Source organism: Pseudomonas sp. SCA2728.1_7 (assembly GCF_018138145.1).
Lineage (GTDB): Bacteria > Pseudomonadota > Gammaproteobacteria > Pseudomonadales > Pseudomonadaceae > Aquipseudomonas > Aquipseudomonas koreensis_A.
This window is the reverse complement of the sequence record NZ_CP073104.1, coordinates 5,028,735-5,052,506: the sequence shown is the minus strand read 5'-3', so window position 1 is coordinate 5,052,506 and position 23,772 is coordinate 5,028,735. Positions and strand designations below refer to the sequence as shown.

23 protein-coding genes are annotated in these 23,772 nt (G+C 58.7%); 9 read left to right on the top strand and 14 right to left on the bottom strand.

Features of this window, described 5'->3' with window-relative positions; translation table 11 throughout:
• Positions 1 to 28 precede the first annotated feature (28 nt).
• A complete protein-coding gene (gene katB / locus KBP52_RS22625; protein WP_077574620.1) occupies positions 29 to 1,570 on the bottom strand; it encodes a catalase KatB in 1,542 nt (513 codons plus the stop codon).
• A gap of 286 nt (positions 1,571 to 1,856) precedes the next feature.
• Here katB and mscL point away from each other — a divergent pair, with 286 nt between their 5' ends.
• Positions 1,857 to 2,270, top strand: a complete 414-nt coding sequence (gene mscL, locus KBP52_RS22620; protein WP_212621006.1) for a large-conductance mechanosensitive channel protein MscL — start codon at positions 1,857 to 1,859, stop codon at positions 2,268 to 2,270.
• A 47-nt stretch (positions 2,271 to 2,317) separates the two neighbouring features.
• On the opposite strand, the gene KBP52_RS22615 is transcribed toward mscL, so the two are convergent.
• The gene (locus tag KBP52_RS22615) at positions 2,318 to 3,094 is read right to left on the bottom strand and encodes a ferredoxin--NADP reductase (protein ID WP_212621005.1); all 777 of its coding nucleotides are present in this window, start codon (positions 3,092 to 3,094) and stop codon (positions 2,318 to 2,320) included.
• A 280-nt stretch (positions 3,095 to 3,374) separates the two neighbouring features.
• Between KBP52_RS22615 and KBP52_RS22610 the strand changes: the two genes are divergently transcribed.
• Positions 3,375 to 4,088, top strand: a complete 714-nt coding sequence (locus KBP52_RS22610) for an autoinducer binding domain-containing protein (RefSeq protein WP_212621004.1) — start codon at positions 3,375 to 3,377, stop codon at positions 4,086 to 4,088.
• Between the two features lie 177 nt (positions 4,089 to 4,265).
• A complete protein-coding gene (locus KBP52_RS22605; protein ID WP_212621003.1) occupies positions 4,266 to 5,390 on the top strand; it encodes a class I SAM-dependent methyltransferase in 1,125 nt (374 codons plus the stop codon).
• Positions 5,391 to 5,462: 72 nt separating this feature from the next.
• On the opposite strand, the gene KBP52_RS22600 is transcribed toward KBP52_RS22605, so the two are convergent.
• From KBP52_RS22600 to KBP52_RS22590, 3 genes are all read right to left on the bottom strand, one after another.
• Positions 5,463 to 5,630, bottom strand: coding sequence for a DUF2474 domain-containing protein (locus KBP52_RS22600; RefSeq protein WP_008084615.1), 168 nt, complete (start codon positions 5,628 to 5,630; stop codon positions 5,463 to 5,465).
• 77 nt (positions 5,631 to 5,707) lie between these two features.
• Positions 5,708 to 6,715, bottom strand: coding sequence for a cytochrome d ubiquinol oxidase subunit II (gene cydB, locus KBP52_RS22595; protein ID WP_007909749.1), 1,008 nt, complete (start codon positions 6,713 to 6,715; stop codon positions 5,708 to 5,710).
• A 3-nt stretch (positions 6,716 to 6,718) separates the two neighbouring features.
• Positions 6,719 to 8,164: a cytochrome ubiquinol oxidase subunit I gene (locus KBP52_RS22590; RefSeq protein ID WP_077574624.1), complete on the bottom strand. Its 1,446-nt coding sequence runs from the start codon at positions 8,162 to 8,164 to the stop codon at positions 6,719 to 6,721.
• 459 nt (positions 8,165 to 8,623) lie between these two features.
• Here KBP52_RS22590 and KBP52_RS22585 point away from each other — a divergent pair, with 459 nt between their 5' ends.
• Positions 8,624 to 9,862 (top strand): MFS transporter, encoded by a 1,239-nt coding sequence (locus KBP52_RS22585; protein ID WP_016986176.1) that lies wholly within the window; start codon positions 8,624 to 8,626, stop codon positions 9,860 to 9,862.
• Positions 9,863 to 9,874: 12 nt separating this feature from the next.
• Here the strand turns inward: KBP52_RS22585 and KBP52_RS22580 are convergent, their stop codons facing one another.
• The gene (locus KBP52_RS22580; RefSeq protein ID WP_212621002.1) at positions 9,875 to 10,420 is read right to left on the bottom strand and encodes a DJ-1 family glyoxalase III; all 546 of its coding nucleotides are present in this window, start codon (positions 10,418 to 10,420) and stop codon (positions 9,875 to 9,877) included.
• Positions 10,421 to 10,486: 66 nt separating this feature from the next.
• A complete protein-coding gene (locus KBP52_RS22575) occupies positions 10,487 to 10,936 on the bottom strand; it encodes a DUF4879 domain-containing protein (protein ID WP_212621001.1) in 450 nt (149 codons plus the stop codon).
• A gap of 222 nt (positions 10,937 to 11,158) precedes the next feature.
• Between KBP52_RS22575 and KBP52_RS22570 the strand changes: the two genes are divergently transcribed.
• Complete coding sequence (locus KBP52_RS22570; protein ID WP_212621000.1) at positions 11,159 to 12,454, top strand: NCS2 family permease; 1,296 nt, start codon at positions 11,159 to 11,161, stop codon at positions 12,452 to 12,454.
• The gene (gene trmA / locus KBP52_RS22565; protein ID WP_077574628.1) at positions 12,451 to 13,530 is read left to right on the top strand and encodes a tRNA (uridine(54)-C5)-methyltransferase TrmA; all 1,080 of its coding nucleotides are present in this window, start codon (positions 12,451 to 12,453) and stop codon (positions 13,528 to 13,530) included. The genes KBP52_RS22570 and trmA overlap by 4 nt, the downstream gene beginning before the upstream one ends.
• A 58-nt stretch (positions 13,531 to 13,588) precedes the next feature.
• On the opposite strand, the gene KBP52_RS22560 is transcribed toward trmA, so the two are convergent.
• Positions 13,589 to 14,032: a DUF2442 domain-containing protein gene (locus KBP52_RS22560; protein ID WP_122599762.1), complete on the bottom strand. Its 444-nt coding sequence runs from the start codon at positions 14,030 to 14,032 to the stop codon at positions 13,589 to 13,591.
• On the bottom strand, positions 14,029 to 14,457 hold the full coding sequence (locus KBP52_RS22555; protein WP_064392335.1) for a hypothetical protein: 429 nt from the start codon (positions 14,455 to 14,457) through the stop codon (positions 14,029 to 14,031). The genes KBP52_RS22560 and KBP52_RS22555 overlap by 4 nt, the downstream gene beginning before the upstream one ends.
• Before the next feature lie 315 nt (positions 14,458 to 14,772).
• Between KBP52_RS22555 and aroQ the strand changes: the two genes are divergently transcribed.
• Positions 14,773 to 15,213 carry a type II 3-dehydroquinate dehydratase gene (aroQ, locus tag KBP52_RS22550; RefSeq protein WP_008084592.1) on the top strand — a complete coding sequence of 147 codons (441 nt, stop codon included), beginning with the start codon at positions 14,773 to 14,775 and terminating at the stop codon, positions 15,211 to 15,213.
• Between the two features lie 5 nt (positions 15,214 to 15,218).
• Positions 15,219 to 16,073 carry a shikimate dehydrogenase gene (locus KBP52_RS22545; RefSeq protein WP_212620999.1) on the top strand — a complete coding sequence of 285 codons (855 nt, stop codon included), beginning with the start codon at positions 15,219 to 15,221 and terminating at the stop codon, positions 16,071 to 16,073.
• Between the two features lie 114 nt (positions 16,074 to 16,187).
• On the opposite strand, the gene KBP52_RS22540 is transcribed toward KBP52_RS22545, so the two are convergent.
• Positions 16,188 to 16,865: a TetR family transcriptional regulator gene (locus KBP52_RS22540; protein WP_016986169.1), complete on the bottom strand. Its 678-nt coding sequence runs from the start codon at positions 16,863 to 16,865 to the stop codon at positions 16,188 to 16,190.
• 101 nt (positions 16,866 to 16,966) lie between these two features.
• Positions 16,967 to 18,868, bottom strand: a complete 1,902-nt coding sequence (quiC, locus tag KBP52_RS22535) for a 3-dehydroshikimate dehydratase QuiC (protein WP_160041910.1) — start codon at positions 18,866 to 18,868, stop codon at positions 16,967 to 16,969.
• Between the two features lie 357 nt (positions 18,869 to 19,225).
• Between quiC and KBP52_RS22530 the strand changes: the two genes are divergently transcribed.
• Positions 19,226 to 20,563: an MFS transporter gene (locus KBP52_RS22530; RefSeq protein WP_064118770.1), complete on the top strand. Its 1,338-nt coding sequence runs from the start codon at positions 19,226 to 19,228 to the stop codon at positions 20,561 to 20,563.
• Positions 20,564 to 20,691: 128 nt separating this feature from the next.
• On the opposite strand, the gene KBP52_RS22525 is transcribed toward KBP52_RS22530, so the two are convergent.
• The 3 genes from KBP52_RS22525 to KBP52_RS22515 all read right to left on the bottom strand — a co-directional run bounded on the left by KBP52_RS22525 (position 20,692) and on the right by KBP52_RS22515 (position 23,566).
• On the bottom strand, positions 20,692 to 21,570 hold the full coding sequence (locus tag KBP52_RS22525; protein WP_007909717.1) for a DMT family transporter: 879 nt from the start codon (positions 21,568 to 21,570) through the stop codon (positions 20,692 to 20,694).
• A gap of 116 nt (positions 21,571 to 21,686) precedes the next feature.
• Positions 21,687 to 22,502 (bottom strand): sugar phosphate isomerase/epimerase, encoded by an 816-nt coding sequence (locus tag KBP52_RS22520; protein ID WP_212620998.1) that lies wholly within the window; start codon positions 22,500 to 22,502, stop codon positions 21,687 to 21,689.
• A gap of 2 nt (positions 22,503 to 22,504) precedes the next feature.
• The gene (locus tag KBP52_RS22515; RefSeq protein ID WP_077574633.1) at positions 22,505 to 23,566 is read right to left on the bottom strand and encodes a Gfo/Idh/MocA family oxidoreductase; all 1,062 of its coding nucleotides are present in this window, start codon (positions 23,564 to 23,566) and stop codon (positions 22,505 to 22,507) included.
• Positions 23,567 to 23,772 lie beyond the last annotated feature (206 nt).

The following is a 23,772-nucleotide window of genomic DNA, read 5'->3' as shown; positions in this document are numbered from 1 at the left end:
CTCAGGCCCCGCGTGCGCTACGTCGGTATCAGTCGGCCAGTTTGGCCGCCAACGCCTTGACCCGGCTCAGGTCACCTTTGGCCACTTTGGTGACGCCGGTGCCGTATTCCGGATCGGCCTTATAAAGGAAGGACAGGATGATGTGCTTGCTCTCGTCATCGGTGGTCGCCAGCGAGCCGCCGAAGCTGTCGATCAGATCCCGGCGTTCTTGCTTGCTGAACGAGCGATACAGATCGCCGGCCTGCTTGAAGTTCTGCTCACGCTGGATTTTCGCCTGCTGAGTGCTGCCCGACAGCGCCGACTGGCTGTAACGTGCACTCTGGGTCTCCTCACGCGGTTGCAGTCGGCTCGGCTGATAGTTCACGCCGCTATTGCTGGCACCGAAGTTCATCGCACCGTCCTGATTGCCATTGTTCACGGCAACTTTCGGCGCATTGATCGGCAATTGCAGCGCATTGGCACCCAGGCGGTACATCTGCGTATCGGCATAAGAGAACACTCGACCTTGCAACAAACGGTCTTCGGAAGGCTCGATGCCCGGAACAATATTCGCTGGCGCCATGGCCACTTGTTCGGTTTCCTGGAAGACATTCGCCGGATTACGGTTCAATACCATTTGTCCAACTTTTCGTTCAGGAATACCTGGCCAGATCTTGGTGGCGTCTAATGGATCAAAATCAAACTTGGACAAGTCTTGTGGTTTCAGCACTTGAATGTACAAGTCCCATTTCGGGAAATTGCCTTTATTGATATTACTCACCAGATCATTGGTCATGTGACTGTAGTCTTGACCCTGAACGTTGGCGACTTGTTTTGGCGTCAGGTTATTAATTCCCTGCAAGCTCTTCCAGTGAAACTTTACATAGTTAACTTCGCCTTTGGCGTTGATCAACTTGTACGCATGTACGCCGTTGCCGTCCATTTCTCGATAACTGGCGGGAGTGCCCGAGTTCGAATACAACTCGGTCAGCGTACGAGTAGCTTCCGGTACATGGGAGAAGAAGTCGAATCGACGCGAGTCGTCATCGAGGTTAGTCCGTGGGTCCGGTTTAAACGCGTGCACCATGTCGGGAAACTTGATTGCGTCGCGAATGAAAAAGGTCGGGAAATTGTTGCCGACCAGATCCCAGTTGCCGTCGGCCGTGTAGAACTTGGTGGCGAAACCCCGTGGGTCGCGCAGTGTTTCCGGCGAGTGATTACCGTGCACCACGGCAGAGAAGCGCACAAATACAGGGGTGCTCTGGCCGGCGGCAAACACCTTGGCCTTGCTCAGGTCGCTGAGGTCGTTGGTCACGGTGAAGGTGCCATGGGCACCGGTGCCGCGTGCGTGAACCACGCGCTCGGGAATGCGCTCACGATCGAAGCGTTGCAGCTTCTGGATCAGTTGCACATCCTGTAGCAGCACCGGGCCGTTGGCGCCGGCGGTCTGCGAGTTCTGATTGTCGCCGACGGCGGCGCCGTTATCGCGGGTCAGCGGAGCGGCGTTGACGGAAAAGGTCAACAGACTGGCGGTGAGTACACCGAGGGTGCGGCGACGGGGAAAAGCCCCCAGTCCAAGTGCGGAATTCATATCAGGATCCTCTGGTTGTTTTGGGGCGCATCCAGATGCGCCAACCCAAGGCTAGAGGCCTGCGACGTCGAACATAAATAGAAAGAACGTAACGCCATGATTGAGAAAATTGGCTTTCCGATCAGCGATTTACCGGATATTTCGCGCGCGATTGATGGCACTTTGCAAACTAATCGTCGATTGATGTGTCGATAAAAACGGGCATTGTAAGAAGGTGTTTCGCGCAGGACGCGTTTTGCTGATTTACACTGCGTACACCAAACTCATCTGTAACAAGGAAATAACTATGGGCGTGCTAAGTGAGTTCAAGGCCTTCGCGGTCAAAGGCAATGTGGTCGACATGGCCGTCGGTATCATCATCGGGGCCGCGTTCGGCAAGATTGTTTCGTCGTTTGTCGGTGACGTCATCATGCCGCCAATCGGCCTGCTGATCGGTGGGGTGGACTTCAGTGATCTGGCCATCACGCTCAAGGCCGCCGATGGCGCTGCACCTGGGGTGGTAATGGCCTACGGCAAGTTCCTGCAGACCATTCTGGACTTCGTGATCGTCGCTTTCGCGATCTTCATGGGCGTCAAAGCCATCAACCGCCTCAAGCGCGAAGAAGCCGTGGCCCCGACCCTGCCACCGGTTCCGACCAAGGAAGAAGAGTTGCTGGGCGAGATCCGCGACTTGCTCAAGGCCCAGAACACCCGGCCCTGAACCTTGCACGATAGAAACAACGGCGCCTTCGAGGCGCCGTTTTTTGTTTACCAGTAGTTTTCCACCGCCACCTGGCCAGGCCGGCGGGTGAGGCTGAGGCTCATGTGGCGTTTTTTCAGCAACGCGCGCGTGTCATCAATCATCTGCGGATTGCCGCACAGCATGACACGCGAGTGCTCAGCCGACAGTTCCACGCCCGCTGCGTGCTCCAGCTCACCATTTTCGATCAAGGTGGTGATACGCCCGTGAAGAGCACCTGGATGTGTTTCACGTGTCACCGTCGCGATGAACTGCAATTTGTGGGCATGTTCGCGGAGATAGTCGCGCTGCCTGAGTCCGGCAATCAAATCCTGATAGGCCAGCTCCCGCGCCTCGCGCACGCTGTACACCAGAATGATGCGCTCGAATTTTTCCCAGACTTCGAAGTCCTGCAGAATCGACAGAAACGGCGCCACCCCGGTGCCCGTGGACAACAGCCATAAATCTCGCCCGTCGACGAAGCGATCAAGGGTCAGGTAGCCGAACGCCTGGCGATCCACCAGCAAGGTATCGCCGACCTGCAGCCGACTCAGTTCACTGGTGAACTCCCCGCCCGGCACCACAATGGAAAAGAATTCGAGATAGTCGTCAAACGGCGACGACACCATCGAATAAGCCCGCCAGACAATGCTGCCGTCAGCTTTGCTCACACCCAGCCTGGCGAACTGCCCGGCGCGGAAACGAAAACCGGCATCCCGGCTGGTGCGCAAGGTAAACAGGCTCGGGGTCAGGGGTTGGACATCGAGTAACGTCTGCGTGGTGTATTGCTCTGCGCTGGCGGTCATGGGGTACTCCATTGAACGATTGCCGTCAGTGTCGCGCAAATTAACTGGTCTAAACACCGATAATTGGTAATGGCATTCGAACACTTAATCAATCCGGCAGTATTTATCAGATGACAATATAAATATAAACATCGTCCACCCTAAGAACGCTTTATGGATATTTCGCTATCTGCAATCTCGAAAAAATTTAAAGCCCATTGTAAGAAACATCCTACACTTCGTTGCGTGCCGGATCCTTTGGATCCATTCGGTGCCCCGCAACGTCTATGGAGTGTTCAAGATGGAAACGTGGAAGGAGTCACAGTTAAAAAGACTGACTTTTGCCAAAGGAGTAGAGACTGCTTATCCGATATTGTTGCAATTCGCGGAAAATCTCGGCTTCAACTTTTGCGCAATTTCGGTTGTTTCACTTCATCGCGACATACCGCTTAAACCCTTGCAAATCAACAACTACCCTGACGAATGGAATTCACAATACGAGAAAAACAACTACAGTAAAGTTGACCCACTGATAGCACACTGCAATCATTCAATGACGCCTATTGTCTGGTGCGAATCGGTATTCGCAGATGCCCTCCCTTACTGGGAAGGATTACAGCATCACGGTCTGCAACATGGCTGGTCACAGGCGTTCCATCATGAGCCAAGCGGCTTGTGCAGCATCATCAGCCTGGCGCGCAGGCACTGCCCGATCAGTCCTCTGGAGCTGTATGAACATTTTGGTTATATGTTCTACGCCACCAGCCACTTGAGTGAACTATTTGCCCGGACGCTGCCGCGTGAGTCTCTCAAACCACGCCAGCCACACCTGTCGCCACGAGAACTTGAGGTTCTGCAATTATCTGCTGCCGGCAAAACGGCCTATGAAATCTCGAAGATTCTCAACCTGAGCGAGCGCACCGTGAATTATCACGTGCAAAACCTCATCGTGAAGCTCGGGGCCTGCAACAAGATGTCCGCTGTTACCAAGGCCACCAAAGCCGGCATCATCTAGTCGATCGGTCGTGCCTCCTTTACAAAACGTGCGGGTAATAACGAAGAAAAAAACGTACCATTTGTGGCCCTCCTGAGTGATGACGCGAACATTCTGCGTTGCCTTACACTCGGTCGGTTCCGCCGCACACTGTCAGGGCTGCGGAACACCCTGTTGATTACCCTGAGTCCCCGCCCGATGCCTTTGCTTGATACGCCCTTCGCCCAACTCGATCTGATCCGCCAGCCAGAACAGCAGAACGAACCGCTGCAAGCCTTCGATGCCGCCGACGAATACCTGCTCAACCATTTGGCTGCGCAGCAACCGACGGCCGACACGCGCGTATTGGTGCTCAACGACAGCTTTGGTGCGCTGGCGGCCAGCCTGCTCGGCAAGGTCAAGGTCAGCAGCAGCGGCGACTCGTTTCTGGGGTTTCAGGGGCTGGAGAAAAACCTGTTGCGCAATGGCCAGGCGTTTGACGCTGTTTGCGGGATCCCCGCCAGCGAGCCATTGGTCGGACCGTTCGACCGGGTACTGATCCGCGTACCGAAAACCCTCGCGCTGCTGGAAGAACAACTGATCCGCTTGCAAGGGCAGCTCGCGCCCGGCGCTGAAGTGGTGGCGGCGGCGATGGTCAAACACCTGCCACGCGCTGCCGGTGATCTGCTTGAGCGCTACATCGGCCCGGTGCAAGCCTCACTGGCGGTGAAGAAGGCGCGGCTGTTGATCGCTACGCCAGAAGCAAAAGTCCCGGTCGTCTCGCCCTACCCTTCGCGGTATCGCCTCGACGAGCCGTCGATCGAATTGCTTAACCACGCCAACGTGTTCTGCCGCGAAGGCCTGGACATCGGCACACGCGCCTTCCTCCCGCATCTGCCGAAAAACCTGGGCAATGCCCGAGTCGCCGATCTGGGCTGTGGCAATGGTGTTCTGGCCATCGCGAGTGCGCTGCAAAACCCCGATGCGCATTACACGCTGGTCGACGAGTCGTTCATGGCGGTGCAATCGGCTGCCGAGAACTGGCGCGCAGCGCTGGGCGATCGCGAGGTGATTGTGCGTGCCGGCGATGGTCTGGCCGGGCAGGAAGCACAATCACTGGACGTGGTGCTGTGCAATCCGCCGTTCCATCAGCAGCAAGTGGTCGGTGACTTTCTGGCCTGGCGCATGTTCCAGCAGGCGCGCGAAGCACTGGTGGTGGGTGGCGCGCTGTACATCGTCGGCAACCGCCATCTGGGTTACCACAGCAAACTGGCGCGGCTGTTCCGTGGCGTCGAGCAAGTGGCCGCCACACCGAAATTCGTGATCCTCAAAGCCCGCAAGTAAACCGCCAGGCAAAAAAAACCCTCCGCAAGGAGGGTTGCAAAGCCGTACCCGAAGGCGCCGGGACGGGATGATTCAGTGCGTGGTCAGGCCTGCGGCATTCATGAACATGCGCATCAGGCTGGCGACGATGAACAGCGCGCCGACACTGCCGACCCAGATCAGGGCCAACCAGCCGAGCCGCTGCCACAGCGGTTTTTTTTCGGCTTGTTCAATGTCGTGCAGGGAATGTTTTCCAGTCATTTTCTTCAAACCTCTTCAAGATTGATGGCGCCATCGCCGACGCCATCGCGAGCAGGCTCGCTCCCACAGGGTTTTGCTTAGTGATAGCCGTCTTCGTGGGTGACCTTGCCGCGGAACACGTAGTAGCTCCAGAAGGTGTAACCCAGGATGAACGGGATGATGAACAGCGTGCCCACCAGCATGAAGCCCTGACTTTGCGGCGGTGCGGCGGCGTCCCAGATCGAGATCGACGGCGGCACGATGTTCGGCCACAGGCTGATACCGAGGCCGCTATAGCCGAGGAAGATCAGCACCAGGGTCAGCAGGAACGGCATGTAGTTGGCGTTGCGCGCCACCGCGCGGATCAGGCCGTACATCGTCACCAGCACCAGAATCGGCACCGGCATGAACCAGAACAGGTTCGGCATGCTGAACCAGCGGGTGGCAATATCCGGATGAGCCAACGGCGTCCAGATACTGACAATACCGATCACGGCCAGCAGTACGAAAGCCAATGGCCGTGCCAGGTCATGCATCTGTTCCTGCAGCTTGCCTTCGGTTTTCATGATCAGCCAGGTACAGCCGAGCAAGGCATAGGCCACCACCAGCGCGGCGCCGCAGAACATTGTGAACGGCGTCAGCCAGTCCAGTGAACCGCCGGCGAACTGCCGATTGACCACCGGCAAGCCATCGATGAACGCGCCCAGCGCCACGCCCTGGAAGAACGTTGCCGCCACCGAGCCGCCGATGAAGGCCTTGTCCCAGAGATGACGCTTGTCGTCCTTGGCCTTGAAGCGGAACTCGAACGCCACACCACGGAAGATCAAACCGATCAACATAAAGATCAGCGGCAGGTACAGCGCCGACAACACCACCGAATAGGCCAGCGGGAACGCGCCAAACAACGCCGCGCCGCCCAGTACCAGCCAGGTTTCGTTGCCGTCCCAGACCGGGGCCACAGTGTTCATCATCACGTCACGGTCGACTTTGCCAGGGATGAACGGGAAAAGAATCCCGATGCCCAGATCGAAGCCGTCCATGACCACGTACATCATGATGCCGAAGATGATGATCACGGCCCAGATCAGCGGAAGATCAATACCCATGGCTCAAATCTCCTTGGTCAGGCTGGGGGTGTCGTCGTGATCGGCATCGGCCGAATCGTCGGCGGCGGACAACGGACGCGCCGGTGTGCGCGGTTTGCCTGGACCACCTTGCGGCGTTTCGGCACCCTCGCTGATCTTCGGCCCTTTGCGCACCAGACGCATCATGTAACCGAGACCTGCGCCGAACAGGGCGAAGTACACCACCACAAACATGATCAGGGTGATGCTCATCTGCATGAAGCTGTGGTTGGAGGACGCATCCGCCGTGCGCATCAGCCCGTAGACCACCCACGGCTGACGGCCGATTTCAGTGGTGAACCAGCCAGCGAGGATCGCGATCAGGCCGGACGGCCCCATCCACAACGCCAGATAAAGGAATGGCCGTGAGGTGTAGAGCGTGTCGCGTTTGCGCAACCACAGGCTCCACAGACCGGTGAAGATCATCAGGAAACCGAGGCCGACCATGACCCGGAACGACCAGAACACGATGGTCGAATTCGGCCGGTCTTCCGGCGGAAACTCCTTGAGCGCTGGCACCTGTTTGTCCAGCGAGTGCGTGAGGATAAGGCTGCCGAGATACGGAATCTCCACGGCGAACTTGGTTTTCTCTTCCTTCATGTCCGGCCAGCCGAACAGAATCAGCGGCGTCGCTTCGTCACCGTGGTTTTCCCAGTGACCTTCGATCGCGGCGATTTTTGCCGGCTGATGCTTGAGCGTATTCAGACCATGGAAGTCGCCGATGACCGCCTGGATCGGCGCGACAATCAGCGCCATCCACATCGCCATCGACAGCATCGTGCGGATCGCCGGATTGTCCTTGCCACGCAGCAAGTGCCAGGCCGCCGAGGAGCCGACGAAGAATGCCGTAGCGACGAACGCAGCCGTCGCCATGTGCATCAGGCGATAGGGGAACGATGGGTTGAAGATGATCGCCAGCCAGTCGGTGGGAATCACCTGACCGTTGATGATTTCGAAGCCCTGCGGGGTCTGCATCCAGCTGTTGGACGCGAGAATCCAGAAGGTCGAAATCAGCGTGCCGATCGCCACCATGACGGTGGAAAAGAAGTGCAGCCCGCGCCCGACCTTGTTCCAGCCGAACAACATCACCCCAAGGAAACCGGCCTCGAGGAAGAATGCCGTGAGCACTTCATAGGTCAGCAATGGTCCGGTGACGGCGCCGGCGAAGTCCGAGAAGCGGCTCCAGTTGGTGCCGAACTGATAGGCCATGACCAGCCCCGAGACCACACCCATGCCGAAGTTGACGGCGAAGATCTTCGACCAGAAATGGTAGAGGTCACGGTAGGTGTCGTTACGGGTTTTCAGCCACAGGCCTTCGAGTACCGCGAGGTAACTCGCCAGGCCAATGGTGATGGCCGGGAACAGGATGTGGAACGAGATGGTGAACGCGAACTGAATTCGGGCGAGATCTAGTGCCTCTAAACCGAACATATGGCTTCCTCTGTCAGGTAATACCGGCTGCGGACCCGGAGGCCTGCACCCACTGCCCCCACGGATATGGAGTGCGGCGAATTCCGATTCGTTCTTTTTAAACAACCATCGCAACGCAGGGAGTCTGGCCAACTGGCCACCGGATCAATTCCTTTTGGGTCTTGATCTGGATCAAGCAACGTTGAAAGAGTAGTCCCATTTTTACCGATGAACTGCGTGGTCGTTTGCCGCGTGACAAGTTGCCTCATCGGCGGGGCAATGCTCTGCAACAAATCCCCGGCGTGTCGTAAGCGGGGAAAACAGTACAGATTCCGAGGACGACACAAATTCCCGAACAGCGGAATCAATCTGCACCGCAAAAAATTCGATGTCCTCCTAACTAAATTTTTTGCCATAGCAACTTCCTGTTACAAACTGGTGATAACCTCGGCATTCCCCTCGAGCCAGACCTGCCTTCAGATGCCCAGCCAAGAGCCCCTGCTGTTACGTCATCACCGCCCGTTTCTCGCTTTCTGGTTCGCGCGGATCTTTACCGCCAGCGGTTTCCAGATGCTCACCGTGGCGATTGGCTGGAACCTCTACCAATTGACCGGCAACGTCCTCGATCTGGGTCTGGTCGGGCTGGTCGAATTCGCTCCGCGCGTGCTGTTCATGCTGCACACCGGGCATGTCGCCGACCGTTATGACCGGCGCAAAGTCGCGGCGATCTGCCAGTCGTTACAGGCGTTGATCGCGCTGGCACTGGCCATCGGTAGCGCCACCGATCACGTGACCCGCGAGATGATCTTCATCCTCGCCTTCCTGCTCGGCGCGGCGCGCTCGTTCGAGATGCCGACCACACAGGCGTTGCTGCCAAGTATTGTGCCCAGCGCGCTATTCCCTCGGGCCGTAGCGGCGGCGCAGTCGGCGCAACAGTCGGCAACGATCGTCGCCCCGGCGCTGGGTGGTTTGCTTTACGCATTTGGCAGCGTCTGGGTCTATGGCCCGACCGTGCTGCTCTACGTCATTGCCTGCACCTTGATGCTCAACCTGCCCGCGCGGCAGACGCCGTTGAACAAAGGCAAAGCCACGCTGGATTCGTTGCTGGCGGGGATTCGCTTCATTCGCAGTCGCCCGGACATTCTCGGGGCGATTTCGCTGGATCTGTTTGCGGTACTGCTCGGCGGGGCCACGGCGCTGCTGCCGGTATTCGCCAAGGACATCCTGCTGACCGGACCGTGGGGCCTCGGGTTGCTGCGTTCGGCACCGGCGGTCGGCGCACTGGGGATGTCGCTGTTCCTTGCGCGATTTGCCGTGGAGCGCAATGTCGGTCGGGTGATGTTCACCGCAGTCGGCATTTTCGGCGTCGCCACCATCGCGTTCGGCCTGTCGACCTCATTCTGGTTCTCCCTGGCAGTGCTGGTAGTACTTGGCGCGGCGGACATGATCAGCATGGTCATCCGCGCGTCGTTCGTGCAGTTGGAAACCCCGGACGAAATGCGCGGCCGGGTCAGCGCGGTGAACGGGCTGTTTATCGGTGCTTCAAACCAGTTGGGTGAATTCGAATCCGGCGTCACAGCCCACTGGTTCGGAACCGTGCCAGCGGTGGTGATGGGCGGGATCGGCACGCTGGTGGTCACGGGGACGTGGATCAAGTTGTTTCCGACGCTGGCTAACCGGGACCGGATGCATGTGCCGGTGGAAGAGGTGAAGGTCTGAAGCGATCCAGACCTACAACTCCCCCGCCACTTTCACCCGCAAGGCCTTGCCGCCGATTTGCTCGACCAGCGTCAAGGCAAACTCCAGCGCAGCGCTGGAGCCTTGCGCGGTGACGCAGTTGCCATCGACCAGCACCGGTTGATCAACAAACGTACAGCCCGAGAGTTGATGACTGGCGCTGGGCAGGCAGGTCATGCGCCGCTGGCGCAGCACACCGAAGCGTTGCAGGGCGACGGCCGGGGATTCGCCGATGGCGGCGAACAGGCGGCCGGCACTGGCCTGATCCTTGAGCAGTTGTTGCAGCGGTTGATGCGCCGCCAGGTGTTGAGAGCCAACGGCGCCGCCGGGCAGGACGATCAGGTCGAAGGTTTGCGCCAGCACATCGACCAGCATGCCGTCGGCGGTCAGGCGCGTGCCACGCGCGCAAGTCAGCATGCGTCGTCCTTCAATACTGGCGGCGACCACTTCGATGCCGGCGCGGCGCAGCACGTCGATCAGGGTCACACTTTGCAGATCATCGATGCCCTCGGCGAGGGTAATCAGGGCTCTAAAGGTCATGGGCGCTATCCGCTGGGTGATACTTGAAGCGTAGTCAGCTTCACCCGGATCGCGCTGCAACAGCCGTTACTTGATGTAAATCTGGGTCGACATTGTATTGCGTGGCGCGTTGATCGAGGTGTTGCTGAAGGTGAAAGTGCCTTCCTGCTTGCCCGCCAGATCGAAGGTATAAAGAGAACCGACGGTTTTGTTGCCGGGAGTGCATTCGGTGAGGTTGCCGTTATCAAAGGCACACACCGGGGCTCGGGTGCCGTTCACTTCAAAACCGTCCAGTGCGACCTGGGGCTGGCTCTTGCCGTAGCCGACTTCGAGCACGTAAACCTTGATATTCGGTCCGCTGTGATTGCACTGGGTTTGCGTCTGCCCATCGCCGATGTCTTCAAGGCCGCAGGCAGGCGATTGCACCTTGATCACCTTCACTTGCGTCAACGGTGGGGCCGATGCTGCCCAAGCCGTCGACATCCCGGCCGTCAGCGTTGCGATTAACCCGAAAACGTTCATCCAGCGCTTGCTCATGCGTTCCCCACCCCGAAAAAATCAGCGCGCAGTATGGCGCAGTTGGCTTCAAGGCAAAACTTCGCCGACGATCGACACCAACAACCGCCATATTCCTCACGCTGCTGGTATGATGCGCGGCTTTTTCCGGCCCACCACAATTTTTCAGGCGCTAGCGACGGTCTGTGCTTTGCTGTTGAGGTCGATACATTCACGGCGCCACGCGCGCCACGGGGAGCAGACATGCTGGAAAGGCTGTTTCAACTCAAGGCACACAACACCAACGTGCGCACCGAGATTCTGGCGGGCATCACGACTTTCTTGGCCATGGCCTACATTCTGTTCGTCAACCCGAGCATTCTCGGTGAGACCGGCATGGACAAGGGTGCGGTGTTTGTCGCCACCTGTCTGGCCGCCGCGATCGGTTCGACGATCATGGGCCTGATCGCCAACTACCCGATTGCCCTCGCTCCGGGCATGGGCCTGAACGCCTTCTTCACCTACACCGTGGTCTTGCACATGGGTCACACCTGGCAAGTGGCGCTGGGCGCGGTATTCATCTCGGCGGTGTGCTTCTTCCTGCTGTCGATCTTCCGCATCCGTGAATGGATCATCAACAGCATCCCGCTGCCACTGCGCTCGGCCATTGCCGCCGGTATCGGCCTGTTCCTGGCACTGATCGCCCTGCACAACGCTGGCATCGTGGTCAGCAACCCGGCGACCATGGTCGGCCTCGGTGACCTGAAACAACCTGCGCCGATTCTCGCCACCCTCGGTTTCGCCCTGATCGTCGCCCTCGAAGCGCTGAAAGTGCGCGGGGCGGTGCTGATCGGCATTCTGGCCGTGACTATCGTGTCCATCGCCATGGGCTTCACCCCGTTCAACGGCGTGACCTCGATGCCACCTTCGCTGGCGCCGACCTTTATGCAACTGGACATCAAAGGCGCACTGGACATCGGTCTGGTCAGCGTGATTTTCGCCTTCCTGTTCGTCGACCTTTTTGACAACTCCGGCACCCTGATCGGCGTTGCCAAGCGTGCCGGCCTGATGGGCAAGGACGGCCACATGCCGAAAATGGGTCGTGCACTGATCGCCGACAGCACGGCGGCCATGGCCGGTTCGTTGCTGGGTACGTCGACCACCACCAGTTACATCGAATCTGCTGCTGGCGTGAGTGCGGGTGGCCGTACTGGTCTGACCGCCATCGTCGTGGCGATTCTGTTCCTGCTGGCACTGTTCTTCTCGCCACTGGCGGCCAGCGTTCCGGCCTTCGCCACTGCACCAGCGCTGCTGTTTGTCGCCGTGTTGATGACGTCGGGCCTGGCGGAAATAGACTGGGACGACATCACTGTCGCCGCGCCGGTCGTGGTGACCGCGCTGGCCATGCCGTTCACTTACTCGATTGCCAACGGCATCGCGTTCGGCTTCATCGCCTGGACCGTGATCAAGTTGCTGTCCGGCCGCGCTCGAGAGCTGAACCCGGCGCTGGTGATTCTGTCGATTCTGTTTGTGATCAAGTTGGGTTGGTTCAACGCATGACATTCGATTCCCAGGCTTACGCCGAGCAACTTGAAGCCAAGGTCACGCGTTTGCGGGACCTGCTGGCGCCGTTCGATGCCCCCGAGCCGACCGTTTTCGACTCGCCGCTGCAGAACTTCCGTCTGCGCGCAGAGTTCCGTTTGTGGCGCGAGGGCGGCGATCGGCATTACGCGATGTTCGCTCAAGACGACAAGCGCACACCGATCCTCATTGAAGAGTTCCCGATTGCCAGCCTGCGCATCAACCAGTTGATGCCGCAGCTGAAGGCCGCGTGGCAAGCCAGCTCGGCGCTGAGCCACAAGCTGTTTCAGGTGGAATTTCTGACCACGCTGTCCGGCGATGCGATGATCACCCTGTGCTATCACCGTCCGCTGGACGAACACTGGCACGCGGCAGCCACCAAGCTATCTGCGGATCTCGGCGTCAGCATCATCGGTCGCTCGAAGGGCAAACGCGAAGTGCTTGGCCTCGATTACGTGGTCGAGAAACTCGAAGTCGGCGGTCGCACCTTCAGCTATCGCCAGCCGGAAGGCGCGTTCACCCAGCCAAACGGCACGGTGAACCAGAAGATGCTGAACTGGGCGTACGAGGCATTGGGCGATCGCAGCGACGATCTGCTCGAGTTGTACTGCGGCAACGGCAACTTCACCCTGCCGCTCGCTACCCGCGTGCGCAAAGTGCTGGCCACCGAAATCAGCAAGACCTCGGTCAACGCTGCATTGAGCAACCTCAGCGAAAACGCTGTGGATAACGTCACTCTGGTGCGTTTGTCTGCCGAAGAACTGACCGAAGCGCTCAACGAAGTGCGCCCGTTCCGTCGCCTGCAAGGCATCGACCTGAAGAGCTATGAGTTCGGCAGCGTCTTCGTCGACCCGCCGCGCGCCGGCATGGACCCGGACACCTGCGAGCTGACCCGCCGCTTCGACAACATCCTGTACATCTCCTGCAACCCGGAAACCCTGGCGGCGAACATCGCCCAGTTGCACGACACGCACCGTATTACCAAATGCGCGTTGTTCGACCAATTCCCGTGGACGCATCACATGGAATCGGGTGTGTTGCTGACCCGGCGTTGATTGCGGGGAGCTGAGGCGAAAAAGCCGTCGTGATTGACGGCTTTTTTGTGGGCGCTCACTAAGCGGGATCGATCTTACGCGGACGCCCGCCCTTTTTGCCATTCGCCCGCGCGGCTGCAGACTTTGCCGCGCTGCTCTGACGGCCGTTGCGCGAAGCAACGGCAGAAGCGGCCATGGCTAATAGTGATGGGCTCGCCGAAATCATCCCGGCAATGGAAACGTCGAGGTCTTTACCCTCGTGACAAAGCGCAGTGCCCGCGAAGCCGACTGTCAGGCTTTCATAGTCCGCTGCGTTGAATCCGTCGAACTCTGGATAACGATCCACCGGTAGCAACACACCGCTGCCGTCTTCAAAACGGATGATCAGGGATGGTTTCTCAAAGGTTACGGAGACAGCCTGCAAGCTATTCGTCCGGCGTGCTTGCCCTTGCTCGATGGCGACGTCGATCATCTCCTCCGTGAGGGGACGACGTGCGGATGGCTTGGCTTTGATGACCTTCATAAATCGATTTCCACTCCTTCCAATGCGTCTATCAATGTCAGAAGAGTTTTGCCCTCGTCTGGCAGATAACGCGCCGATCCCACTCTGTATGTCGTGTCAGTGACGAGTTTCATCCCCAACACTTCGTTTGAATGGCTGTCCCACAATTGATTGTCGAGACAGACAGTTTGCAATTTCGACCACCAGATCCCGCGTGCTCGTCGCAGATGAGCAGGCTGCTCAAGGGATCGACACAAGCCTTCCAGCACGGCCAAGGGTGGTCGACGAGAAAGCGGCACGACGTCCCAAAGCTCAATATCGTTGTGCCAGAAACTGAACTGTAATCGGGCACTCCAACTGCCCGCATTCACGTGAACGTGTGGTGGGCAATGTTCATCTCGCAGCATGATGACGATCGACAATCCTTTGTAGCTGCACACCTTCATGCTAACCCATCCGTTAGGTTAAAAAGTTTCAGGATTCGAGATTCCTTTCAAATCCGACGACTGGTGATCAAGCACATGACGTTTCACCGCCTTTGAGGCTAGCGTCGGAACGGGTCATGAGTCGGTCAATCTCCGGTAAAAAACGTAAGCAAAGCTGTCGTCATATCTCGATCAATATTGCTTCTGTGCGATCACCGAACATAAAAAGCCACGTCCATTTTTGTTCAATTGACCATGGTAACCATCTAGTACATTTTATCTCCACAGGCTGAAACCCTCGGCCAAAGCCAAAAACAATAAGTGGAGTCACCCCTCATGCCCCCTATCGTTCTGGTGCTCAACGGCCCGAACCTGAACCTGCTTGGCACTCGCGAGCCGGCGACTTACGGTCACGAAACCCTGGCGGACATCTCGGCTCTGTGCGGTCGTGCGGCTGAAGAATTCGGCCTGGCCGTGGAGTTTCGCCAGACCAACCACGAAGGCGAACTGCTCGACTGGATTCACGCCGCCCGTGGCCGTTGCGCCGGAATCGTGATCAACCCGGCGGCGTGGACGCACACTTCGGTGGCGATTCGCGATGCGCTGGTAGCCAGTGAATTGCCGGTGATCGAAGTGCACCTGTCCAATGTCCACGCCCGCGAACCATTTCGTCATCACTCGTTTGTCTCGGCGATTGCCACAGCGGTAATGGCCGGGTTTGGCAGTCACGGCTATCGACTGGCACTGGAACATTTCAGCCAGCGGCTGAAGGGGTAACGCGCATGTCTCGCTCTAACGTAATACTCGCCGGGCTGATCGGCGCCGGCATTCAGGCCTCGCGCACTCCCGCGCTGCATGAGCACGAAGGCGATGCCCAAGGCCTGCGTTATCTGTACCGACTGATCGATCTCGATCAACTGAACATGGACAGCACCGCCCTGCCCGACTTGCTGCTGGCGGCCGAACGGATGAATTACACCGGGCTGAACATTACCTTCCCGTGCAAGCAGGCGATCATCCCGCTGCTCGATGAGTTGTCGCCGGAAGCCAAAGGCATCGGCGCGGTCAACACGGTGGTGCTGAAGGACGGCAAGCGTGTTGGCCATAACACCGACTGCCTCGGTTTCGCTGAGGGTTTTCGCCGTGGCCTGAAGGACGCTGCCCGTGAGCGAGTAGTCCAGATGGGGGCCGGCGGCGCGGGTGCAGCAGTAGCCCACGCCCTGTTGAGCGAAGGCGTACAGCAACTGAGTATTTTCGACGTCGACCGTGAGCGCGCCGAAAGCCTGGCGAACAATCTCAATGAGCATTTCGGCTTTGGCCGCGCGGTGGCCGGGCATGATCTGCCGAGCACGCTGAATGAAGCGGACGGGCTGGTGAATACCACGCCGATGGGCATGGCCAAACTGCCGGGCATGCCGGTGCCGGTCGAACTGTTGCGCAAGGAATTGTGGGTGGCGGAGATTGTGTACTTCCCGCTGGAAACCGAACTGCTGCGCAATGCCCGCGCGCTGGGTTGCCGGACGCTGGATGGCGGCAATATGGCGGTGTTTCAGGCGGTGAAGGCGTTTGAGTTGTTCAGTGGCGTGGTGCCGGATGCGCAGCGGATGCTGACGCATTTTCAAAGCATGAATGGCTGAAGCAACTTGCTTCCTTGTGGGAGTGAGCCTGCTCGCGATGGCGTCCTGTCAGCCAACCCATTAGTTGCCTGACACACAGCTATCGCGAGCAGGCTCACTCCTACAAAAGCAGTGTCAGGCTTGCAGGTAGCGCAACACCGATTCGCAAATCATCTCGCGATGCCGCTGCTTGATGCTTTCATCCGGCAGATCGATCTGAAAAATCTCGCCAAACGTGTGCCGGTTCGATACGCGATAGAAGCAGAACGAACTGATCAGCAAATGCACATCCAGCGCATCCAGACCTGCGCGGAACACACCCTCTTCAGCACCCCGACGCAGAATCTCGCCGAGTGAATCAAGAATGGTGTTGTTCATCGCCTTGATCGCATCGGAACGCTTCACGTATTCAGCGTTGTGGATGTTTTCGATGCTGACGATGCGCACGAAATCGACGTTGCGGTCGTGGTGATCGAAAGTGAACTCCACCAGTCGCCGAATCGCCTCCACCGGCGCCAGCTCGGCCAGATGCAGGCGGTTTTCGGTGCTGCGGATGTCGCCGTAAAGCTTTTCCAGCACCTCGACGTACAACTGCTCCTTACTGCCGAAGTAGTAATAGATCATGCGTTTGGAGGTGTGGATGCGCTCGGCGATCGCGTCGACGCGGGCACCGGACAAGCCTTGCTGGACGAACTCGACGATCGCCTCCTGCAGGATGTTCTCGCGGGTCTTTTCCGGGTTGTTCTTGCGACTCTTGCGCGGCTCTACAGCGGACACTTCAGGAGCTGCGGAAAGTTCTGTATTCATCGTCATTGCGGGCTCACGGCCATCACTGCACAGGCGGCGATTATGGGCCGCGCAGCACAGTGAAGGAAGCCGCGCGGCCCGTGTTTAATCCCGCGTTTACGAATTTCCTACAACTTCGCCTGGCGCACCGCGCCACTGCGTGATTTGGCCATCGCCGCCAGACGCACCGCGACGTTCGCCGCGCCATACCCGGCATAGCCGTTCTTGCGCTGGATGATCTCGAAGAAGAAACGCCCTTCGAACGGCTCGGTGTAGACGTGAAACAGCTCACCGCCCTGGGCATCACGGTCGTAAAGGACGTTGTAATACGCCAGTTCGCTGAGGAATTCGTCGTCGAAATCGAAGCGCGCAGCGAGATCGTCGTAATAGTTCAGCGGGATATCCAGCAGCGGTACGCCGGCCTCTTTGGCGCGACTGACTTCGGCGAAGATGTCATCACAATCGAAGGCGATGTGATGCACACCGGAGCCGCGATAACTCGACAGCGCGTGGGAGATCGCGGTGTTGCGGTTCTCGGAGATGTTCAGCGGCAAACGGATCGAGCTGTCGCGGCTGCGCAGTGCGCGGCTTTTAACCAGTCCGTACGGATCAGGCAGCACCACTTCATCGTCCGCTTCGAAATCCAGCAGGCTCTTATAGAACAGCACCCAACTGTCGAGGCTGTCGGCCGGCAGCGCCATGGCCATGTGGTCGATGCGCTTGAGACCGCCGCGTGCCGGCGCATCTGCCAGCAGATTGAAATCGGTGCCGTAGACATCAGCTTGTTCATCGACCAGATAGATCAGGCTGCCGTCCGGCGCGCGCACCGCCGCCAGTTCCAGTTCGTTGGGGCCGACCAGTCCACGATAGGGCTGACCTTTGTAAGCGACGGCGCGGGCCAAGGCACTGGCGCTGTCCTTGACCCGCACGGCGGTAGCGCACAGCGACGGGCCGTGAGCCTCGAAAAAGCTGTGAGCAAACGAATACGGTTCGGAGTTGAGGATCAGGTTGATATCGCCCTGACGCAGCAAGCTCACGCTCTTGGAGCGGTGCTGCCCGGCCTTGACGAAACCGAGGCGCTCCAGCCAGTTCGACAGCTTGGCGCCGAGGCTTTCATCCACGGCAAATTCAAGAAACTCGATGCCGTTGTACTCGCTGGCCTTCGGTGTTTCGAAAAGGATTTCGCGATTGGCCACAGGTTTGGTTTCCTGCTCCAGACGCTGGCGGGTCTTTTCTTCCAGATACAGCAGCGAACGCAAACCGTCGGCGGCATTGGCCCGTGGTGGCGCGGCGCGGAAGCCGTCGTTGAAGATTTCCAGCGACAGCGGCCCGGTGTAACCACTCTGGATGATCGGCGCGAGGAACCCCGGCAGATCGAACTCGCCCTGCCCAGGGAAGCAGCGGAAATGCCGGCTCCACTCCAGCACATCCATCGCCAGGATCGGCGCATCGGCCATTTGCACGAAGAAAATCTTGTCGCCAGGAATGTCGGCGATGGCGCGAGGATCGCCCTTCAACGACAAGGTGTGAAAACTGTCGAGCAAGACGCCGAGGCTCGGGTGATCGGCCTGACGCACGATGTCCCAGACCTGTTGATAAGTGTTGACGTGACGGCCCCACGCCAGCGCTTCGTAACCAATGCGCAAGCCGCGCGCACCGGCATGCTCGGCCAGCAGGCGCAGGTCATCGACTAGAATTTGTTGATCGCCGACGCTGTCGGCCGAGGCATTGCTGCAGACCAGCACCAGATCGGTGCCCAGTTCCTGCATCAGGTCGAACTTGCGTTCGGCCCGCTCCAGATTGCGCGCCAGGCGATCGCGGCGGCAGCCTTCGAAATCGCGGAACGGCTGAAACAGCGTGATGGCGATGCCGAGGTCGGCGCACATCTGTTTAATTTCCCGTGGACTGCCGTCGTAGTACAGGAGGTCGTTTTCGAAAATCTCCACCCCGTCGAACCCTGCGGCGGCAATGGCTTCGAGTTTTTCCGGCAGGGTGCCGCTCAAGGAAACGGTGGCAATGGAACGCTGCATGTTTCAACTCCCGGACTGCGCCGCTGTATCTTTACTGTAGGAGCTGCCGAAGGCTGCGATCGTTTGATCTTTATTCGTGAAAACAGAATCAAAAGATCGCAGCCTGCGGCAGCTCCTACATGGGATGGTTTTTATAGTAGGGAAATTATTGGCTGCATCGATCGCGGCAGCAATTTAAAGTGTACTACCCGGTTAGTTTTGCGTGCGATTATCGAACACAATGGCGGTTTGGCGAATTGACGATTTTTCATCCACTGCCCAACATCGACCGCACATTGAGTCCGGATCTGAACCACCGGTCGCAGCGTGCAAAGTAAAAAGCACACCAAATAACAAATCCAAAAACGGGTGGAACACATGATTCCTTCACAGACTTCCCGCATGGCCCCGGCCATGAGCACTGCCACGGGTGGCATCGGCGACAAGATCCGCGGCGCCATGGCCGTCGGCAAGACCCGTTGGGGCATGCTGGCGCTGGTGTTTTTCGCCACAACCCTGAACTACATCGACCGCGCCGCCCTCGGCGTCATGCAGCCAATCCTCGCCAAGGAAATGAGCTGGACGGCGATGGATTACGCCAACATCAACTTCTGGTTTCAGGTCGGCTACGCGATCGGTTTCGTCCTGCAGGGGCGCTTGATCGACCGGGTCGGCGTCAAACGCGTGTTCTTCTGCGCCGTGCTGCTGTGGAGCCTGGCCACCGGTGCCCACGGCCTGGCGACTTCGGCTGTTGGTTTCATGGTCTGCCGGTTCATCCTCGGTCTGACTGAAGCGGCCAACTACCCGGCCTGCGTGAAGACCACGCGCCTGTGGTTCCCGGCCGGCGAACGTGCGGTTGCCACCGGCATCTTCAACGCCGGCACCAACGTTGGCGCGATGTTCACGCCGATGCTGCTGCCACTGGTCCTGCACGTCTGGGGCTGGCAAGCGGCGTTCCTGTGCATGTCGGCACTCGGCGGGATCTGGTTGCTGTTCTGGGGCTTGAAGTACTTCAACCCCGAAGATCACCCGAGCGTCAAACAGTCCGAACTGGACTACATCCAGCAAGAAGTCGAACCGGAACAGGCCCGCGTACCGTTCTCGAAGATTCTGCGGATGCGCGGTACCTGGGCCTTCGCCCTCGCCTACTCGCTGACCGCGCCGGTGTTCTGGTTCTACCTGTATTGGCTGCCGCCGTTTCTCAATCAGCAATACAACCTGGGCATCAACGTCACCCAGATGGGCATTCCGCTGATCATCATCTACGTCACGGCTGACTTCGGTAGCGTCGGCGGTGGGATTCTGTCTTCGTTCCTGATCGGTCGCGGCATGAACTCGATCAAGGCGCGGCTGCTGTCGATGTTCCTGTTTGCCTGCTGCATCATCGGCGTGGTCATGGCGGCCGGTTCAGCCAATCTGTGGGTGGCGGTGGCGGCGATTTCCCTGGCGATCGGCGCGCATCAGGCCTGGACGGCGAACATCTGGAGCCTGGTGATGGACTACACGCCCAAGCACATGATGAGCACGGTGTTCGGTTTCGGCGGCATGTGCGCGGCGATCGGCGGGATGTTCATGACCCAGATCGTCGGCCACATCCTCACCGTCACCAACAACAACTACACCGTGTTGTTCACGCTGATTCCGGCGATGTATTTCATTGCGCTGACGTGGATGTACTTCATGGCACCGCGCAAGATTCCGACCATCACCGAATAACCTGCCTACACAACGCTACCTGTAGGAGTGAGCCTGCTCGCGATGGCTTAGTGTCAGTCAATAACTTCATCGACTGACACACCGCCATCGCGAGCAGGCTCACTCCTACAAGGTTTTGCGTAACCTACTCAACGGCGGCTCTGCTGCCACGCTGCCGCCAGTCCGCTGCAACAGATCACCGCAATACCGATGATCGTCAGCAGACTCGGCGTGTGATTGAACAGCAGCCAACCCAACAACCCCGCAAACACGATCTGGCAATAACCGAACGGCGCCAGCAGCGCCGGAGCGGCATGGCGGAACGCCTGGGTCAGAAACAGATGCGCAGTCATCCCGCAACTGCCCAGCGCCAGCATCAGCCCGGCGTGGGTCAGCGTCGGCACCTGCCAGAAGAACGGCACCAGCGCACTCATCACCAGCGTGTTGCACAACCCGGCGAAGAAGTTGCTGGTGGTCGGGCTATCGACTTCAGCAAGCTTGCGCGTGAGCAATTGATAGAAGCAGAAAAACAGCGCCGAACAGAACGGCAGCAACACCGCCGGTGTGAACAACTCACCGCCGGGATGGACGATGATCAGCACACCGATAAAGCCGCAGATCACCGCGATCCATTGGCCGCGTGTCACTCGTTCCTTGAGCAGTGGCACTGATAATGCCGTCACCAAAACCGGCGCAAGAAAGTTGACTGCAGTGGCTTCCGCCAACGGGATATACAGCAGCGCCGTGGTGAAAAACAGGCTGGTACCGAGTAGACAAAGTGCCCGCGTCAGCTGCCATAACGGCTTCTTGGTGCGCAAAACGCGCAACCCGGATTGCGGCAGAAAAATCCCCGCCATCAGCAGTGTGTGCACCAGATAACGCGCCCAGACCACCATCACGATCGGATAGAAACCGGACAGGTATTTCGACAACGCGTCGTGACTGGAAAACAGGAAGGTTGCCACGACAATCAGCAAGATCCCCTTGAAGGGTTGGTTGACTCCGGAGAGCGGGGTGCTGACGGTCATTGGATTTCCTTGTGTTGCCAAAAAGATCAAAAACCTTCGCAGGAAAGTCGCGCCGCCACAGGAACAACACGGTCCCTGTGGCAGCGGGCTTGCCCACGATAGGTGCGCAGCACCGCTTAAAGCCGCGCCAATAATTCCCGGGTTCTGCCGATCGCCATCTGCGCTCGCTCTAATCCGCTTACGCCCTGCTCGAGCAGTTTCACCGTGGGAATTTCCAGACTCAGTGGAATATTAGTCGGCAGCGCTTTCAACAACCCGAGCAGATCGCAATCGCCCTCGCCGGGAAACCGCCGCTCGTTGCGCGCCTGACGCAAGATCTCGGCCATGTCTGACGGTCGCGGCCCCGCCACATCACATAATTGTGCATAGCGCAGCCTCGACGGCGACACTGTTTGCAGATCCTCAAGCCGTGAAGCCGAACGATCAAAGTGGAATGCATCAACCAGCACCGCAGCGTTTTCCCGATCAGCGTTTTCGACAATTCGCAGTGCTTGTTCGAGGTTGCGCGCATCGGTCCAGGGCATGAACTCCAGATGCGGGTGCAAGCCGTAAGGCGCGGCCAGATCGCAAAGGGCGGCGAAGTTGTCGGTGAGTCGTTGCTCGTCAGGATCATTACCGGCGACGAGTAATTCCGTGGCGCCAAATTCCGCGCCCACTGTCAGAAGTTTCTCGAAATCGGCGACGACGGTCTGCGGTTTTAAACGCAGGATTTCCACGTCGAGCACACGGATGCCGGTATCGCGCAGGCGCTGCAAAGTCTGACTGCGCAATTCAGCATCAGCGACCAACGGGAAATGATGCTCCTCGGGCGTCGCCGGTTCCAGACGCAAGCCGACATGACTGTAACCGGCGCGCGCGGCCACTTCGACCATTTGCGGCGGCGACAACTCCAGTACCGTAAGGCTGGCCAAGGAGAGGATTCTTTCGCTCATGTTCAAGCCTCGATCAATGCAGGGGCGCAGGCACGGCCGGTAGCGGCAGCCTCGCGAATGGCTTCAATCAACGCAAGGGTGCGGGCGGCATCGGCAGCGCTGACCAGCGGCTCGACTTCACGCCGCGCCACACGTACGAAATGCTGTAACTGCAAGCGTAAAGCGTCGTCACCGCTGTAGGACTCTTCGACCATCAACAACGGTTCATGCCAACCGGCGTCGACCTGATCAGCGGCGTAATACCAACGCCTGAGTTGCGGAATGCTCAAAGCGCCAGCGGTCCCGGCCAGCAGATAACAGGGCTGATCGGCCTGGCGCGGATACACCGGGTTCTCACCGGAACCCAGCTCCCAACTCCACGGCGCCGCCACTGCGTCGGACCCGCTCAGGGTTCCCAAGGTGCCACCTTCGAATTGCAGCAACACCGCCGCGCTGTCTTCGTTGGCGAACCCGCGCACGGTGTTGTCGGTGATCGCTTGCACCGAGCGCACCTCACCGCACAGATGCCGTAACAGATCGAGGTCGTGAATCAGATTGGTCAGCAACATCCCGGCGCCCGGTTCGCGGCGCCATGGGATTTCGAAGTAACTGTCCGGCTTGCGCAACTGGAACAACGCGGTGACGGTGGTCAGCCGCCCGAGCGCCCCACTCTGCACCAACTCATGAGCCCGAACGATCAGCGGATTGTGACGCCGATGATGGCCGACCAGCACCGGCACGCCGCTGCTTTTGACCGCCGCAACCAGTTCGCGCACTTCATCCAGGTGCACGCCGACCGGTTTTTCCAGCAACACCGGCACACCCGCCGCCAGGCAATCGAGCGCGGTGCTGACGTGTTGATTATTCGGATTGGCGACGATCACCGCGTCTGGCCTGATCTGCTCAAGCATCTGACGATGATCGGCGAAATGCCTTACACCCCATTTCGCCGCAAGCCCTGCTGCTTGCGGCCCCGGATCCGCCACCGCGCAAAGCGTTGCTTCGTTAAGGGTTTGCAGGTGCCGATAATGTTGCTGGCCCATGTTGCCGGCGCCGATCAGGGCGATTCGAAGGGGCGAATTCAAGGTGCGGTCCTCTTGTGATTGTTCTCGGAATAACACTCCGCAAACAATTTAGAACCGAGTTCCAGAATCAAACACCCATCCATCCTAAAACCGTGCGCACACCGCACAACTTCGTGGACAACAAAAATCCCCTGTAGGAGTGAGCCTGCTCGCGATCACGGTGTGTCAGCCAACGTTAATGCCAACTGATACACCGCGATCGCGAG

Coding starts and splice junctions, on each gene's coding strand:
- KBP52_RS22580 (WP_212621002.1), bottom strand. CDS start 10,420: ATGACCTTTAGAGCCCTGATTACCCTCGCCGAGGGCATCGATGATCTG.
- KBP52_RS22615 (WP_212621005.1), bottom strand. CDS start 3,094: ATGACCGCCAGCGCAGAGCAATACACCACGCAGACGTTACTCGATGTC.
- trmA (WP_077574628.1), top strand. CDS start 12,451: ATGACATTCGATTCCCAGGCTTACGCCGAGCAACTTGAAGCCAAGGTC.
- cydB (WP_007909749.1), bottom strand. CDS start 6,715: ATGGGTATTGATCTTCCGCTGATCTGGGCCGTGATCATCATCTTCGGC.
- KBP52_RS22575 (WP_212621001.1), bottom strand. CDS start 10,936: ATGAGCAAGCGCTGGATGAACGTTTTCGGGTTAATCGCAACGCTGACG.
- KBP52_RS22545 (WP_212620999.1), top strand. CDS start 15,219: ATGTCTCGCTCTAACGTAATACTCGCCGGGCTGATCGGCGCCGGCATT.
- KBP52_RS22570 (WP_212621000.1), top strand. CDS start 11,159: ATGCTGGAAAGGCTGTTTCAACTCAAGGCACACAACACCAACGTGCGC.
- KBP52_RS22610 (WP_212621004.1), top strand. CDS start 3,375: ATGGAAACGTGGAAGGAGTCACAGTTAAAAAGACTGACTTTTGCCAAA.
- KBP52_RS22540 (WP_016986169.1), bottom strand. CDS start 16,865: ATGACGATGAATACAGAACTTTCCGCAGCTCCTGAAGTGTCCGCTGTA.
- KBP52_RS22555 (WP_064392335.1), bottom strand. CDS start 14,457: ATGAAGGTGTGCAGCTACAAAGGATTGTCGATCGTCATCATGCTGCGA.
- quiC (WP_160041910.1), bottom strand. CDS start 18,868: ATGCAGCGTTCCATTGCCACCGTTTCCTTGAGCGGCACCCTGCCGGAA.
- KBP52_RS22525 (WP_007909717.1), bottom strand. CDS start 21,570: ATGACCGTCAGCACCCCGCTCTCCGGAGTCAACCAACCCTTCAAGGGG.
- KBP52_RS22605 (WP_212621003.1), top strand. CDS start 4,266: ATGCCTTTGCTTGATACGCCCTTCGCCCAACTCGATCTGATCCGCCAG.
- KBP52_RS22560 (WP_122599762.1), bottom strand. CDS start 14,032: ATGAAGGTCATCAAAGCCAAGCCATCCGCACGTCGTCCCCTCACGGAG.
- KBP52_RS22590 (WP_077574624.1), bottom strand. CDS start 8,164: ATGTTCGGTTTAGAGGCACTAGATCTCGCCCGAATTCAGTTCGCGTTC.
- KBP52_RS22530 (WP_064118770.1), top strand. CDS start 19,226: ATGATTCCTTCACAGACTTCCCGCATGGCCCCGGCCATGAGCACTGCC.
- aroQ (WP_008084592.1), top strand. CDS start 14,773: ATGCCCCCTATCGTTCTGGTGCTCAACGGCCCGAACCTGAACCTGCTT.
- KBP52_RS22520 (WP_212620998.1), bottom strand. CDS start 22,502: ATGAGCGAAAGAATCCTCTCCTTGGCCAGCCTTACGGTACTGGAGTTG.
- mscL (WP_212621006.1), top strand. CDS start 1,857: ATGGGCGTGCTAAGTGAGTTCAAGGCCTTCGCGGTCAAAGGCAATGTG.
- KBP52_RS22585 (WP_016986176.1), top strand. CDS start 8,624: ATGCCCAGCCAAGAGCCCCTGCTGTTACGTCATCACCGCCCGTTTCTC.
- KBP52_RS22600 (WP_008084615.1), bottom strand. CDS start 5,630: ATGACTGGAAAACATTCCCTGCACGACATTGAACAAGCCGAAAAAAAA.
- katB (WP_077574620.1), bottom strand. CDS start 1,570: ATGAATTCCGCACTTGGACTGGGGGCTTTTCCCCGTCGCCGCACCCTC.